This window comes from Burkholderia sp. MBR-1, assembly GCF_013822785.1.
In the GTDB taxonomy this organism is placed as follows: Bacteria; Pseudomonadota; Gammaproteobacteria; order Burkholderiales; family Burkholderiaceae; genus Burkholderia; species Burkholderia vietnamiensis.
In genome coordinates this window covers 214,195-228,442 of record NZ_CP053609.1, presented here as the reverse complement: position 1 = coordinate 228,442, position 14,248 = coordinate 214,195, and the positions used below count along the sequence as shown (strand labels likewise).

13 protein-coding genes are annotated in these 14,248 nt (G+C 69.3%); 4 read left to right on the top strand and 9 right to left on the bottom strand.

Annotated features, from left to right (window positions below):
- Positions 1-2: 2 nt before the first annotated feature.
- From MBR110_RS01100 to MBR110_RS01090, 3 genes are read right to left on the bottom strand one after another with little or no spacing between them, the layout of a single operon-like run.
- On the bottom strand, positions 3-1,157 hold the full coding sequence (locus MBR110_RS01100; protein ID WP_014722257.1) for an ABC transporter permease: 1,155 nt from the start codon (positions 1,155-1,157) through the stop codon (positions 3-5).
- Positions 1,158-1,175: 18 nt separating this feature from the next.
- The gene (locus MBR110_RS01095) at positions 1,176-1,874 is read right to left on the bottom strand and encodes an ABC transporter ATP-binding protein (protein ID WP_014722258.1); all 699 of its coding nucleotides are present in this window, start codon (positions 1,872-1,874) and stop codon (positions 1,176-1,178) included.
- 10 nt (positions 1,875-1,884) lie between these two features.
- Positions 1,885-3,090 (bottom strand): efflux RND transporter periplasmic adaptor subunit, encoded by a 1,206-nt coding sequence (locus MBR110_RS01090; protein ID WP_181709125.1) that lies wholly within the window; start codon positions 3,088-3,090, stop codon positions 1,885-1,887.
- Between the two features lie 364 nt (positions 3,091-3,454).
- On the opposite strand from MBR110_RS01090, the gene MBR110_RS01085 reads away from it, so the two are divergent.
- From MBR110_RS01085 to MBR110_RS01075, 3 genes are all read left to right on the top strand, one after another.
- Entirely contained in the window at positions 3,455-3,688 is a 234-nt protein-coding gene (locus MBR110_RS01085) for a hypothetical protein (protein WP_014722260.1), read from the top strand.
- 155 nt (positions 3,689-3,843) lie between these two features.
- On the top strand, positions 3,844-4,788 hold the full coding sequence (locus tag MBR110_RS01080; protein WP_224019990.1) for an NAD(P)-dependent oxidoreductase: 945 nt from the start codon (positions 3,844-3,846) through the stop codon (positions 4,786-4,788).
- Positions 4,789-4,858: 70 nt separating this feature from the next.
- Positions 4,859-5,494 (top strand): LysE family translocator, encoded by a 636-nt coding sequence (locus MBR110_RS01075; RefSeq protein ID WP_011882973.1) that lies wholly within the window; start codon positions 4,859-4,861, stop codon positions 5,492-5,494.
- A 275-nt stretch (positions 5,495-5,769) separates the two neighbouring features.
- Here MBR110_RS01075 and MBR110_RS01070 read toward each other — a convergent pair whose 3' ends face one another.
- Positions 5,770-7,047 carry an MFS transporter gene (locus MBR110_RS01070; protein WP_034192917.1) on the bottom strand — a complete coding sequence of 426 codons (1,278 nt, stop codon included), beginning with the start codon at positions 7,045-7,047 and terminating at the stop codon, positions 5,770-5,772.
- Positions 7,048-7,143: 96 nt separating this feature from the next.
- Between MBR110_RS01070 and MBR110_RS01065 the strand changes: the two genes are divergently transcribed.
- A complete protein-coding gene (locus tag MBR110_RS01065; RefSeq protein ID WP_011882975.1) occupies positions 7,144-8,064 on the top strand; it encodes a LysR family transcriptional regulator in 921 nt (306 codons plus the stop codon).
- Positions 8,065-8,278: 214 nt separating this feature from the next.
- On the opposite strand, the gene MBR110_RS01060 is transcribed toward MBR110_RS01065, so the two are convergent.
- From MBR110_RS01060 to MBR110_RS01040, 5 genes are all read right to left on the bottom strand, one after another.
- Positions 8,279-9,112 (bottom strand): OmpW/AlkL family protein, encoded by an 834-nt coding sequence (locus MBR110_RS01060; protein ID WP_011882976.1) that lies wholly within the window; start codon positions 9,110-9,112, stop codon positions 8,279-8,281.
- A gap of 16 nt (positions 9,113-9,128) precedes the next feature.
- The gene (locus MBR110_RS01055; RefSeq protein WP_011882977.1) at positions 9,129-10,370 is read right to left on the bottom strand and encodes a DUF2957 domain-containing protein; all 1,242 of its coding nucleotides are present in this window, start codon (positions 10,368-10,370) and stop codon (positions 9,129-9,131) included.
- 169 nt (positions 10,371-10,539) lie between these two features.
- Positions 10,540-11,958 carry a DUF2957 domain-containing protein gene (locus MBR110_RS01050; protein WP_059454793.1) on the bottom strand — a complete coding sequence of 473 codons (1,419 nt, stop codon included), beginning with the start codon at positions 11,956-11,958 and terminating at the stop codon, positions 10,540-10,542.
- A 426-nt stretch (positions 11,959-12,384) separates the two neighbouring features.
- The gene (gene argC, locus MBR110_RS01045) at positions 12,385-13,335 is read right to left on the bottom strand and encodes an N-acetyl-gamma-glutamyl-phosphate reductase (protein WP_014722267.1); all 951 of its coding nucleotides are present in this window, start codon (positions 13,333-13,335) and stop codon (positions 12,385-12,387) included.
- Between the two features lie 185 nt (positions 13,336-13,520).
- On the bottom strand, positions 13,521-14,093 hold the full coding sequence (locus MBR110_RS01040; protein WP_011882980.1) for a flavodoxin family protein: 573 nt from the start codon (positions 14,091-14,093) through the stop codon (positions 13,521-13,523).
- Positions 14,094-14,248: the final 155 nt, after the last annotated feature.

Below are 14,248 nucleotides of genomic sequence, written 5' to 3'. Positions count from 1 at the left end.
GCCTACCCGATCGCCCGCAGGCCTTCGACCACGCGCACGCGCGCGGCCTGCCATGCCGGCACGAGCGCGGCTGCGACGCCGACCGCGACCGAGCACGCGGCCTGCAGCGCCATCGTCGCGGCCGACACCTTGAACACCGGGAAGATGCCGCCGGCGGCGTGCTTGAACAGGGTCGCGGCCGGCGGCGTCGCCAGCATGCCGAGCGCGCCGCCTGCCGTGGCGATCACGACCGATTCGCCGAACACGAGCGCCGCGATGAAGCCCGGGCCGAAGCCGAGCGCCTTCAACGTCGCGTATTCGGCGGTGCGCTCGCGCGCGCTCATCGCCATCGCGTTCGCCATCACGGCCATGATGATCAGGATCACGACGAACGACACGATGCGGATCGCTGCGATGATCTGGTTCGACATCGCGACGAAGCCGAGCTGGAACGCCTGCTCGGTCTCGGTCAGCGTCTCGGCGAGCGAGTTCCTGAACACCGCGTCGACGTCGCGCGCGATCGCCGCACCGGCGTCCGGGCGCGCGACGCCGAGCACGAACACGCCGACCTGGTCGGCCTGTTTGGGCGTGCGCTTGCGCACCGTCTCGTTCAGGTAGTCCCAGTGGAACACCAGCTGGCGCGTGATCGTCGAATCGTCGCGGCCGTCGAGAATGCCGCGCACGACGAAATCCCACGTGCCGGGGTAGATGGTGCCCTTCAGCGGAATCACGTCGCCGACCTTGAAGCCGAACTGCGTCGCGAGCTGCCGGCCGACCAGGCAGCCGCGCCGGTCGCGGTCGTAATCGGCGCGCTGCTGCGCCGGCAGCAGGTACTCCGGGTACAGGTCGAGATAGTTGTCCGACACCGCGAAGCTCGCGAAGAAGTTCTTCGGGTCGCGATACACGCCGCCGAACCAGTTCGAGCGCACCACGGCGGTCACGCCGTCGACGCCGCGTATCCGGTTCTCGTAGCTGACCGGCAGCGGGAACACGAGCGAGATCGCGTTGCGCGTGACGAGCCGTCCGCTCGACGCGGCGGCCGCGCCGGCGTACCACGCGTCGACGACGGTGTGCAGCAGCCCGAACGCGAGCACGGCGATGGTCAGCCCGAGCACGGTCAGCAGCGTGCGCAGCCGGTGCCGCAGCGCGTTGCGCGCGATCAGCTTGAATACGAACATGTCGCGCGCTCGCGTGGGTCAGGCCGCGTGCCCATCGATCAGCTCCCCTTTTTCCAGATGCACGAGCGCGCGCGCGGCGCGGGCCGCCTGCGCGTCGTGGGTCACCATGATGATGGTCTTGCCGAGCTCGGCGTTCATCCGCTGCAGCATCGCGAGCACGTCGGTGGCCGAGGCGCGGTCGAGGTCGCCAGTCGGCTCGTCGGCGACGATCAGCACCGGATCGGTGATCAGCGCGCGGGCGATCGCGACGCGCTGCTGCTGGCCGCCCGACAGTTCGGACGGGTAGTGGCTCATCCGGTCGCCGAGATTGACCATGTCGAGCACCAGCTCGACGCGCTCGCGCCGTTCGCGGCGCGACAGGGTGGTGAGCATCAGCGGCAGCTCGACGTTCTCGAACGCGGTGAGCACCGGCATCAGGTTGTAGAACTGGAAGATGAAGCCGACGTTCGCCGCGCGCCATTCGGCCAGTTGCGCTTCTTCCAGGCGCGTGATGTCGAGGCCGCCCACGCGCAGCTCGCCGCTGTCGGGCCGGTCGATGCCGGCGACGAGATTGAGCAGCGTGCTCTTGCCGGAGCCGGACGGCCCCATCAGCGCGACGAAGTCGCCTGCGGCGATGTCGAGCGTGATGTCGGTCAACACCGGCACGACCTGATTGCCGCGCCGGTACGACTTCGCGACGTGGCGGATCTCGACGAGCGGCGGCGATGCGTCGTTCACGTGCGCCACGCTATTTCTTCGCGACGGTCACGTGCGCGCCGTCCTTCAGTTGCGCCTCCGGCGCGAGCACGACGGTGTCGCCGGGCTTCACGCCGCCGATCGCGACGAGCTCGCCGATCCGCGCGCCGCGCGTCACCGCGCGCGCATGCACGGCGTCGTCCTGCACGACGAACACGACCGGCCGGCCGTCACGCTCGACCACGGCGCTCGCCTGCACGGCCGTCACCGGCTGGCGGTCCTGCGGCGTCGCGGGCTTCGACAGGAACGCGATCTTCGCGCTCATGTCGGGCAGCACGCGCGCGTCGCGGTCGACGAAGCGCACTTTCACGAGCACGGTCGCCTTCGAGCGGTCGACGGTCGGCACGATGCGCGACACGCGGCCCGCGAAGCGCATGTCGGGCAGCGCGTCGAGCTGGATCTCGCACGGCTGCTCCGAGCGGATCTTCGCGATGTTCGACTCGGCGACGTCGGCCTCGACTTCGAGCGTGTCCATGTCGGCGATCGTCACGACCGCGCCCTTGCTGTCCGACGCGGACGAGAACGGCGTGATGTTGTCGCCGACGTTCGCGTGCTTCGCGAGGACGATCCCGTCGAACGGGGCGCGGATCACCGTCTGGTCGACGGCCACCTGGGCGGCCTGCGCGTTCGCTTCGGCCGACGCGATCGCAGCCTGATCGCTGCCGAGCGTCGCGCGTGCCTTGTTCACGCGCGCCGTGTCGATGTCGAGCTGCGCGGCGGGCACGGCGCCCTTCGGCGCAAGCACGGCGGTGCGCCGCAGCGCGATTTCGGCGTCCTTCAACTCGGCCTGCGCGACGCCGAGATTGGCGCGCGACACCAGCACCTGCGCGCGCGCCTGCGCGAGCGAGGCTTCGACGTCGCGGCTCTCGAGGCGCGCGATGATGTCGCCCTTCTTCACCCGCGTGCCTTCGAGCACGCCGAGCCATTCGACGCGGCCCTGGCCCTTCGACGCGACCGCGGCCTTGCGCTGCGGCACGACGTAGCCGGTCGCGTTGAGCTGCGTGTCGTTCTGGTACGGGTAGGCGGTCGTGACGGACGTCGTATCGACCGTGGGCCGGCTGGTCAGCACGAGCGCCGCCGCAATCGCCGCGGCGACGAGCGCGGCGGCCGCCGCGTAGCGGACCCAGCGGCGCCGGAGCGGCGCGGGTGCGAGCGGACGCCGGTCGATTTTCAGTTTGTCCAGATTGTGTTCGGGCAATTGGGGCGCCTCGCGACGGCGGCGGTCTCCGGTCTCGCGACGGGCCGCGCGCCGTTCAGTCGGAAGGAGGCCAGTATAGCGTCGCCGGGGCGGGCGGAAGCGGCGGTTCGGCGCGTGCGCGGGCGCCGCCGCCGCGGCCCTGCGTCGCAGTGCTCGGTGGAAACCCGGAGGATGCAAGCTGCGTGTCAACTGGCCGCGCCGGCGGTGCGTTATGGAGCCAGTGCGTCAGTATTTGCCGTGACGGAAAGGCCAACGCCGCTCCGCCCGGCCGCGACCGGCAACCCCGGCGCGACTGATGTTCCGATGCGGATGCCTCGCATCTCTTACCGGTACGTTTGACTTTTTCTCCGCTAAAGGAAGAACAATGAAGAAGACGCTCGCTTCGATCATGACCGCAGCATTCGCTCTCGCATCGGTTTCGGCATTCGCACAGGCGTCGGCGCCGGCCGCCGACACGTCGGCTGCCGCATCGGCACCGGCCAAGAAGGATCACAGCAAGCCGAAGCACCAGCTGAAGCACCACGGCTCGAAGAAGGGCCAGGCGAAGGCCGCAGCAGCATCGGCCGCCGGCACGAACGACGCAGGCTCGCAGAACTAAGCACGCTTCGCCGCGGCCGGCGCGACCGGCCGCCCCGTCGCAAGACCCCGCACGCTTTCCGGCATGCGGGGTTTTGTTTTTTCGGGCGTTCGACGCCTCCGAGCCTCGGAACCCGATGCGCCCGCCGAGTCGATGCGGTCGGCATCGCACCGCGCATGGCCGGCCGCAGGCGCTGCAGACTGCCGGCATCTGTGTTTAACTCGCCGCTTCACGGGTCGAAGGAGCGGGAAATGGATCTTGGATTTATCGGGCTGGGCGAAATGGGGCAGGCGATCGCGACGAACCTGCTGAAGGCCGGGCATACCGTGCGCGTGTGGAACCGTTCGCGCGAGCGCGCGGAGCCGCTGGCGGCGCTCGGCGCGCAGATCGTCGCGACCCCGGCCGACGCGTTTCGCGGCGACGCGGTGTTCTCGATGCTCGCCGACGATGCCGCCGCGCGCGACGTGTTCGACGACGCGCTGCTTGCGCAGGCGCCGCGCGGCCTGATCCATGTGAACATGGCGACGGTGTCGGTCGCGCTCGCCGAGTCGCTCGCGCACGCGCATGCGTCGCGCGGCCTCGACTACGTCGCCGCGCCGGTGATGGGGCGCCCGGACGTCGCGGCCGCCGCGCGGCTGACGATCATGGCCGGCGGCCCGGCCGAGGCGATCGACCGCGTGCAGCCGCTGTTCGACGCGATCGGCCAGAAGACCTGGCGGTTCGGCTCTCTGCCGCAGCACGCGAACATCGCGAAGATCGCGGCGAACTTCACGCTCGCGTCGGCGATCGAGACGCTCGGCGAGGCGTCCGCGCTGCTGGGCGCGCATGGCGTCGCGATGCGCGATTTCCTCGACGTGATCACGAGCAGCGTGTTTCCGGGGCCGGTCTATGCGGGCTACGGCGGGATGATCGCCGAGCGCAGCTACGAACCGGCGCGCTTCAAGGCGCGGCTCGGGCTGAAGGACGTCCGGCTCGCGCTGCAGGCCGGCGACGCGGCGTCGGTGCCGCTGCCGGTGGCGAGCGTCGTGCGCGACAGCCTGCTCGATGCGCTCGCGCACGGCGGCGGCGACCAGGACTTCGCGGTGCTCGGCGAAGTCGCACTGCGCCGCGCGGGCCGCTGAGCCGGCGCGGGACAGAAGCGCCGCGCACGCGGCATAATCGTCGTTTCGTTGCTCTATCGCTGAGGCGCGCATGAACCTGCATACGTGGTGGCTTTTCGTGGCGACGGTGTTCGTCGTGTCGGCGATTCCCGGTCCGAACATGCTGCTCGTGATGACCCACGGCGCACGCCACGGGCTGCGCCGCTCGGCGGCGACGATGGCCGGCTGTCTCAGTGCGCTGGTGCTGATGCTGGCCGTTTCCGCGGCCGGGCTCGGCGCGGTGCTGCAGGCGTGGCCGGCGATGTTCAATGCGCTGCGCTTCGCGGGCGCCGCCTATCTGATCTATCTGGGCGTGAAGGCCTGGCGCGCACGGGTCGACGACGCGCCGGCCGCCGACCTCGCCGCGCCCGCGCCGGGCGCATCGGCGTCGTCGTGGGCGCTGTTTCGCAACGGCTTCCTGGTCGCGGGCAGCAACCCGAAGGCGATCCTGTTCGCCGCCGCGCTGCTGCCGCAGTTCATCAACGCGGCCGAGCCGACGCTGCCGCAATTCGGCATCCTCGTCGTCACGTTCGCGGCGATCGAGGTCAGCTGGTATCTGGTCTACGCGTCGTTCGGCACGCGCATCGGCGCGACGCTGAAGAGCCAGAGCGTCGCGCGCGTCTTCAACCGGTTGACCGGCGGGCTGTTCGTCGGCTTCGGCGCGATGATGGCGCTGGTCCGTCACTGAACGCCGCCGGCGCGGCCGGCCGCACGCCCCGCACCTCGTCCGAGGGCGGGGCGTTTTCACGTTGGGCGTGGGCACCCGCTGTCACGCGTGCGGTGTCGCCGCGGTATCGGCACGGCCGCACGCTTCGCACCTTGTCGTAGGGCGGGGCGTTTTCACGTCAGGGCATGGGGCATGTGCTGTCGCGCGTGTGGCGTCGCGGTGGCATCGGTCGGCCTTACACCCCGCATCTTGTCGTAGGGCGGGGCGCTTCCACGTCGGCGCGTGCGCATGCGCCGTCACGCGCCCGGTGTCGCCGCGGTATCGGCACGGCGCCCGGCCGACAAGCCGAATACGGTGGCTGCGCCCGCGAACCCGAACCCCACGCCACACACGGCGCTCCACCCGCCCCACGCCCACGCGCTGCCCGCCAGTGCGGCCCCCAGCGCGCCGCCGACGAAGAACAGTCCGACGAACAGGCCGTTCAGCCGCCCGCGTGCGGCCGGGTTCAACAGGTTGATCTCGCGCCGGCCGATCGTCTGGTCGACGATCACGCCCGCATCGAGCAGCGCCGCGCCGCCGGCCAGCAGCGCCAGCGCGATGCCGCGGTGCGCGGGCGCGTCGAAGCCGAACCAGCCGGCGCCGGCGATGCCCAGCACGGTCAGCGCGGCGAGCATCGTCAGGTGCGCGGCGCGCTGCGCGGCCGGACCGTGGCCGCGATCGCCGACGCGACCTGCCAGCGGCGTGACGATCGCGCCGCTCGCGCCCGCGAACGCGAACAGCGCGATCCCGTGCAGATCGAGGCCGAACGGCGCTTGCGCGAGGCGCAGCCCGACGGCCGTCCAGAATGCGCTGAACGCGGCCATCGCCAGCGCCGCCGACAGCGCATGGCGGCGCAGTACCGGCTCGGCGGCGAGGAGGCGGCCCATCGACGCGAGCAGCGCCCGATACCCGGTCGTGACCGACGGCACGCGCGACGGCAGCCGCAGCGCGAGCACCGCGGCGATCGCCGCGTCGGCGAGCGCGGCCAGCACGTAGAACGCGCGCCAGCCGGCCGTGCCGGCGATCAGGCTCGCGAGCGGCCGCGACAGCAGGATGCCGAGCATCAGCCCGCTCATCACGTTGCCGACCGCGCGCCCGCGCTGCGCTTCGGGCGCCATCGCCGCGGCCATCGGCACCAGCATCTGGATCACGCTGGAAGCCGCGCCGGCGACGAGCGTCGCCGCCAGGAACACGGCGCCCGAGCGCGTGAACGCGGGCAGCGCGAGCGCTGCCGCGCAGACCACGAGCGTCGCGACGATCAGCCGACGGTTCTCGATCAGGTCGACGAGTGGCACCAGCAGCACGAGGCCGGCCGCGTAGCCGAGCTGCGGCAGCATCGCGACCAGGCCGGTGAGGCCCGCCGGCAGGCGCAGGTCCGCGCTGATCGCGCCGGTCAGCGGCTGCGCGGCGAACAGGTCCATCACGATCACGCCGACCGTCGCGGCGAAGAACAGCGTCATGCCGGCGCTGAGCGCAGGCTGGGCGTGCGCCGCGCGGCGAACGGCGGCGGGGCAGGCGTCGGCAGGGCAGTTCATCGGAGCTCCGCGCAAGTGAGGAAGAAGTCCTCATCGTAGGTATCGCATCGTTATGCGACAATTGAAATATGTCTAACATGATTATGCGAGTTTGCTTTGAATACGCGTGATCTCGAGGCGTTCGTCGCCGTGGTCGACAGCGGCTCGATGGTCGCCGCCGCCGCGAAGCTCCATCTGACGCAACCGGGCCTGACGCGCCGCGTGCAGAACCTCGAGGCGCTATTGGGCCTGCCGCTGCTCGAGCGGCAGAGCAAGCCGCTGAAGCCGACCGCCGCCGGGCGCGACGTCTATGCGCTGGCGCGCAACGTGCTCGGTGCGATCGACGAGCTGATGGCGGCCGGCTCGCCCGACAGCGAGCCGTCGGGCGAGCTGCGCATCGGCGTGCCGCCGTTTCTGTCCGAACTCGCGCTGGAGCAGCCGATCGACCGGCTGCGCGATGCGTTTCCGCGGCTCACGTTGCGCGTGACGGCCGGCTGGTCGCCGGCGCTGGTGCAGGGCATCGAGCGCGGCACGGTCGATGTCGCGACCGTGATGGTGCCGGCCAGCGCGGCGCTGCCCGACACGCTGACGGCCACGCTGCTCGGCACGCAGCCGACGGTGCTGGTCGCCGCGCGCGATTTCCCGCTGCCGGACGGGCCGCTGTCGCTCGACGTGCTGTCGGGTTTTCCGTGGGTGCTGAGTCAGGACGGCTGCGGCATGCGTTCGGCGCTGAGCCGCGCGCTCGGCGCGGCCGGCCTGCCGTTCGACGTCGCGGTCGAGGCGTTCGGCTCGGAATTGCAGCTGTCGCTGGTCGCGCGCGGCGCGGGCATCGGCATCGCCTCGCCGAATGCGCTCGCGCGCAGCGCACATCGCGACGCGCTGCGCGTGGTGCAAACCACGGGGCTCGAGACGCGGATCAACGTATGGATGGTGCACGGCGCGCTGCCGGGCCGCCTGACGCGGCCGGTCGCGCTGCTGCGCGACACGCTCGGCGCCGTGCTGGAGCGGGAGAACGGGGAGGGGTCGGATGACGACTAAACGGCTAGAGTGCGCGTTCGAGGGAAAATCCTGATTTTCTCTACGGAAATGTTGCAATGCCGCATTCGATTCGCTATAGTTACACCTGTCTCCTCCATGTCTCCTCTGATATGGATTCAGCCCGCCTCTTAGGCGGGCTTTTTTTTGCCCGCGTTTTTTGACGCGGGCTGTCGCTTCCTGCAGCTTCGGCCGGTTTCATCCGGCTTCGTCCGCATCAGAACTTGTACGTCATCCCGACGTAACTGATGATCGGATCCGCCTTCAGCTCCGATTTCGATTCCGCGAGCACCGTGCCGTCGGCGGCCTTGATCGTCACCGTCGACGTCGTCTTCAGCGGGATGTAGGTCACCGACGCGATCAGCCCGAAGTGCTCGGTCAAGTTGTACTGCAAGCCCGCGTTGAACACCGGCTGCCATGACGACGAAGCCTTCGCCTCCACCGACGTCGTCCCCGGCTTGCCCGCGCCCGCCGCGAGAATCGCGCCCAGATTGTCCTGCGTCTGCTTGATGAAGTTCGTATTGAGCTGCAGGTCGCTGAACCAGTTGTACGACACGCCCAGCCCGAGGAACGGCCGGAACTTTGCGGTCGCCGCGCCGAAGTAGTACTGCAGCAACACCGCGGGGCTCCACTGCCGCACGCTCTTGACGATCGGGTTCACCGACGCGAGCCCGATGTTCTGCGTGCCGAGCGCGCCGGCCGGTCCCGGCGGCCTGATGGTCCCCTGGCCCGACACCTTGAACACCGGCGGCACGCCGGCCACCGACGTCACCGCGATGTGGTCGGTCAGGAAATGGCTGACCGTCAGCCCGACCGTGTCGGCGCCGCTCGTGCGCAGGCCGGTGCCGGGCGACGTGAACGTCGGCGGCAGCCGCAGCGGCGTGTTGATCGGCGTCGGGGCGACGTTGGTCGTCATCGGCGTGCTGCTTTGCTGCGGCATCACGTGGAACCAGCCCAGTGTGACGACGTTGCTGCCGGCGCTCTGCGCCTGCGCGGCGAGCGGCGCCAGGGCAAGCGCCCCGGCTGCCGCGCAGAGAAGGGTCTTGTTCATCACGGCTTGCCTCCGCTTACTGGACGAACGCGCCGATCGTGAAATACGGCGTCGTCCCAGCGTTGTCGAGGAAGCCGAACACGCCGCCCGTGAAGATGAACTTGCCGGTCGGCGACGTGCTGCCCGAGCCCGTGTGGATCGTCGTGACCGTGCCCGGCACCTTCTGCGTGTAGTCGAGGTCGAGCGCGGTCGCGAGCGAAGCCTGCGACGGCTGGAACGGATCGAGCAGCGTGGCCTGGTTGTTGATCAGCGCGGTGGTGCGGTAGTCGAACTGGCTGTCGACGCCGATGTATTCGCCGTTCTGCGATCCGGCCGCGATCGCCGTCTGCGGCGACAGGATCGAGATGCTCGATTCGTCGTCGGCGGTGAGGCCCGGCACGCCGTTGCTGTCCGGCGTCGGGTTCGGGTTCGCGACGCCCGTGCGCACGAGCACCGGCACGAGCTGGTTGCGCAGCCTGCCGACGATCATGAAGCCCTTGCCCTGCGGCGTCGCCGACAGCGTCGGCTTCAGCTGGCTCTGGTAGTTGTTGCTCTGGAACGCGCCGCTGCCGTCGGCCGACTGCACGAAGTTCGTGCCCTGCTGCACGCACGCGCCGCCGGCGAACTGGCCGGTCGTGTCGCATTTGGTCCACGTGCCGTCGGCGTTGATCGTCACCTTCGCATCGATCGACGCTGGCGCGAATTTCTGCGACGGCACTTCGCCGAAGCCGATATGGCTGTACGTGCCGGCGACCTTCGTGATGTCGGTTTCGATCGACGAGAAACCGATGAACGGGTAGTACGGGAACTTCGTGTCGGGCACCGCGGCCTGGCCGAGCACGCCGTTGAACTGGATCTCCTTGCCCGGAATCGTGCCGCCGGCGACGCCGAAGCCGACGAAGATGCGCGCCGGCCGCGACGGATCGAGGCTCGCGCCGTTCAGGCGGAACGCGCACTGGTTGAGCTTGTTGGTCGGCAACATCGTTTCCTGCGTGAGCGTGCCGCTGTCCACGGTGCCGGCGCGCGTCGGCGTGACGGTACCGGTGGTTTGCGGAACCGCCGATTCGACGTAGGTGACCTGCCAGGTCATCTTGGTCGTGTCGAGCTGGACCTTGGCCAGTTCGCCGCTGCCCGCGCCGCCCGTGAAGACGGTGCTGTAGTCGAGCGACGCCGGGCAGAGCCGGTCTTCGACGAGCGGCGGCGGGTTGTCGCTGCCGCCGCCGCATGCGGAAAGAAGGGGGGCGGCAAGGGCCGCCGCCAGAACGAGGTTGCGCTTCATGTTGCTCCTCCAGATTTGTCTTGTCCGGCGGCCGGCTCCCTGTCGACCGCTTCTGTTTCGTTGCTCGTGCCGCGTGCGTAGCTGCGCCGTGCCGGGCGCCGTCGTTTCGTGCCTTTCCTGCGATGCGTTGCGTGCGGTGCGCGGCGGCGCGCCCGCCGCCGCGCACCGCTTATTTGCTGATCTGCGCGCCCACGCCGAAGTACGGCGTCGACGAGGTGCTCGCGTTCGCCGACGTCGACGTGACGCCGCCGTTCACGGTGCCCTGCACGAGTGCCGCGTACAAGCCGCCCGTCGCGATCACCACGCCCGACGCGGACGGGTAGGTCGCGCCGCTGGCCGGCTTCGTGGTCGTGTTCAGCAGGCCCGGCGTCGACTGGCCGTAGTCGAGCGTGAAGCCGTCCTCTTCGGCCTGCGTGCTCGGATTGATGAACGACGCGTTGCTGCCGCGGATCAGCGCGGCGGTGTACTTGAAGTTCGAGTCCGCGCCCGCGTAGCCGCCGTCGATCGCGCCCGACTGGATCGCCGTCGCGCCGGCGAGCACCGCGATCCCCGATTCGTCGTCGACCTTGGCGTCCGTATGCAGCGGCGGCGTGCCGAGGTTCACGTCGCCGGTACGCACGATCACCGGCACCGTCGCGCCGTTGAGCTGCCCGATCACCATGTGCGCGGTCGCCGACTTGCCGGTCGCGCCGATCAGCGGCAGCGACGTCTGCGGCAGGATCTGCGGCGCCTGCGTGCTGTCGAAGTAGCCGCCGCTCGCATGCGGCGTCCACGGATTGCCGGTCGTCATGCAGCTGCCGGACGACGACGTGCACGCACCGTTCGCATCGAACGTCTCGCTCGAGTTGACGCCCTTCGTCGCGTAGTTGCCCGACGGCACGAGGTGATAGATCAGCGCGTTGTAGGTGCCCGGCAGCTTCGAGAGGTCGGTCGTCGTGCTCGCGAAGCCGAGGAACGGGTAGAAATCGAAATGGCGGTTCGGCACCTGGCCGACGTTCTGGATCACACCGGGGATGATCGTGAGCCCGTCGTACTGGACCGTCGCACCGGGGATGCCGCCGCCCGCGACGCCCATGCCGACCAGCAGCATCGGCGGGTTCGCCTGGTTGAAGTCGGCGGCCGTCGAGTAGGTCGAGCCGTTCGGGGCGGTGCCGGCGCCCGGCGTCAGCACGAACGCGCAGCGGGTCTGCTCGGCGGTGGGCAGCGTGCCGGTCGGCGGGTGCACGACCTTGCCGGTGATCGTGACGCCGGCGCGGCTCGGCGTGACGGTGCCGGTCGCGAGCGGAATCGGCGATTCGAGCCATTTGAGCGTGTAGGTCATCGCGACCGCGTCGATGTTGACGCTGACGACCTCGCCGCTGCCGGCGCCGCCGAGGTACGTGCTCTTCACGATGTCGGCATCGGCCGGACACAGCGCGCCGTTGATGGGCTGCGACGGCGGCTGGCCTTGCGTGCCGCAACTCGATCCGGAACATTGGGGCGCGTCGACCGGCGCGAGCGCGCCGCCGGAATCCCCCCCACCACAGGCAATCAGGAAAGGTGCGATGGCAAAGGCCGTTGCCACCCCCTTCGATAAGGCGTGCGACATGCCGCTGTCTCCAATCGTTTAATTGTGCGAGCTAATGTCGCCGTCTGGATATTCGCTGTCAATTGATGAACTCGTCTAAAAAAGGCGCTTGAAACAAAGCGCCCGCGACGAATCCTTGCGGGAAGCGGATTTCAGTAAGAATTAAAACGCGCGACGCGTCATAGAGTGGCGCCGTGGTGGGCGTCGGCCGCGCGGCTCGGGCGTCCGGAGCCTTCCCGCGTATAACGGCTGCGTTTAAATCGCGGGTATCCGGTTTATCCCTATTCGGGATTGACTGGATAAAAACCGTTGAATTAATTCAACGCCACTCGCGCAATGGAAAGCTTGTAAATATTTGTAAATCCGGCGACTGGATTTAATTCATTGCCCGATATGGGCAAATAAAAAGCCGGCCCGCGGCCGGCTTTGCATCGCGTGCAAGCGCGCTCAGCGTTTGAGGCCGGTGTCCTCGGCGGCGCCGATGTTGAGGTTCATGCACTGGATCGCGGCGCCCGATGCGCCCTTGCCGAGGTTGTCCAGGCGGGCGACCGTGACGAAGCGCTCTTCGTTGCCGAACACGAACAGGTCGACGCGGTTCGTGTCGTTGTTGGCCTGCACGTCGAAGAAGCCGCTGTCGAGATTCTCGTCGGCGTTGAACGGCGCGACGCGCACGAACGGCTCGTCCGCGTAGTACTCGGCGAACACGCGCTGCACGTCCTGCGGCGTCGCGCGCTTCGCGAGCTGCTCCGGCGAAAAGTAGGTCGTGACCGCGAGGCCCTTCAGGAACGGCCCGACGATCGGCGTGAAGATCGGCGCGTGCGCGAGGCCCGTGTGCGCGGCCATTTCCGGCAGGTGCTTGTGCGCGAGCGCGAGCGCATACGGGCGCGGGCTCGCGAGCTTGCCGCCCGGCGCCGCGTTTTCGTAGTCGGCGATCATCGACTTGCCGCCGCCGCTGTAGCCGGTGATCGAGTAGCTGTGCGCGGCGAAGCTCGGGGCGACGATGCCGGCATCGACGAGCGGGCGCATCGCCAGCACGAACGCCGACGCGTGGCAGCCCGGCACCGCGATGCGCTTCGCGTTGCGAATCTTGTCGCGCTGCGTGCGGGTCAGCTCGGGCAGGCCGTACGCCCAGTCGGCGCTGGTGCGGAACGCGGTGCTCGCGTCGATCAGCGTCGTGTTCGGGTTCTCGACGAGCGAGGCCGACTCGCGCGATGCGACGTCCGGCAGGCACAGGAACGTGACGTCCGATGCATTGATCAGGCGGCGGCGCTCGTCGACGTCCTTGCGCTTCGCTTCGTCGATGCGCAGGATTTCGATGTCGTTGCGCGCCGACAGGTATTCGAAGATCTTGAGGCCGGTGGTGCCTTCCTGGCCGTCGACAAAAACTTTGGTGCTCATTTCGTTCTCGCTGAATGAAACGGGAGCCGCGGCGCCCTGAAACCGCCATTTTAAGACGTCAGCCGGCGGGCCTGCCCGCCGGCGGCCAAAAAAAGACGGCCCGCGGGCCGCCTTGTGTCGCTTTGGCGCGTGCGGCGCGCGTGGTGCGCGCGCCGCGTGCCGCCGCGCTGCCCAGCGTCGGGCGTTCAGCGGCCGCCGGCCGTCCAGCGCACGGCGGCCTGCGCGACGCGCTGGCCGAACAGCTTGGCCGTCTCGAGGTCGCCGGGCAGCGGCGCCTCGTCGGGCGTCGCGTCGGCCGGCGACTGCGCCAGCAGGCCCGTGAAGCCGCCGACGTAATTGATGTCGTTGCGGGTCGCCGCCTTCGAGTTGGCCGGCATCATCCCCGTGCCGACCCATACCATCCCATGCTGCATCGCCAGCGTGACGAAATATTGAATCGTCGAGAACTTGTCGCCGTTCATCGTCGCCGAGTTCGTGAAGCCGGCGGCGAGCTTGTCCTTCCATTTCTGCGTGAACCACGGTTTCGACGTCGCATCTGCAAACTGTTTGAACTGTGCGGACGGCCCGCCCATGTAGGTCGGCGCGCCGAAGACGATCGCGTCTGCCGCGTCGAGCGCGGCCCAGCCCGCGTCGTCGAGCTCGCCGACTGCGATCAGCCGTGCGGCCGCGCCGGCGTCCTGCGCGCCGGCGTGGACGGCTTCGGCGAGTTTCTGCGTATGACCGTAGCCGCTGTGATAGACGATGACGATGTTCGACATGAGGCGTTCTCCGGAAGGGGACGACACGGCGGGCGCCGCGGCCTGCCGCGTCACGCGCCGCAGCGGGGCGGCGCGACGGGTGCGCGGCGGGATGCCGCGACCGCTGCGGTGGAGTCTAGCAAGCCGAAATGACGGGAGAACGGCGCGCGGTGCGT

Coding starts and splice junctions, on each gene's coding strand:
- MBR110_RS01100 (WP_014722257.1), bottom strand. CDS start 1,157: ATGTTCGTATTCAAGCTGATCGCGCGCAACGCGCTGCGGCACCGGCTG.
- MBR110_RS01085 (WP_014722260.1), top strand. CDS start 3,455: ATGAAGAAGACGCTCGCTTCGATCATGACCGCAGCATTCGCTCTCGCA.
- MBR110_RS01080 (WP_224019990.1), top strand. CDS start 3,844: ATGGCCGGCCGCAGGCGCTGCAGACTGCCGGCATCTGTGTTTAACTCG.
- MBR110_RS01075 (WP_011882973.1), top strand. CDS start 4,859: ATGAACCTGCATACGTGGTGGCTTTTCGTGGCGACGGTGTTCGTCGTG.
- MBR110_RS01070 (WP_034192917.1), bottom strand. CDS start 7,047: ATGAACTGCCCTGCCGACGCCTGCCCCGCCGCCGTTCGCCGCGCGGCG.
- MBR110_RS01060 (WP_011882976.1), bottom strand. CDS start 9,112: ATGAACAAGACCCTTCTCTGCGCGGCAGCCGGGGCGCTTGCCCTGGCG.
- MBR110_RS01055 (WP_011882977.1), bottom strand. CDS start 10,370: ATGAAGCGCAACCTCGTTCTGGCGGCGGCCCTTGCCGCCCCCCTTCTT.
- MBR110_RS01050 (WP_059454793.1), bottom strand. CDS start 11,958: ATGTCGCACGCCTTATCGAAGGGGGTGGCAACGGCCTTTGCCATCGCA.
- argC (WP_014722267.1), bottom strand. CDS start 13,335: ATGAGCACCAAAGTTTTTGTCGACGGCCAGGAAGGCACCACCGGCCTC.
- MBR110_RS01040 (WP_011882980.1), bottom strand. CDS start 14,093: ATGTCGAACATCGTCATCGTCTATCACAGCGGCTACGGTCATACGCAG.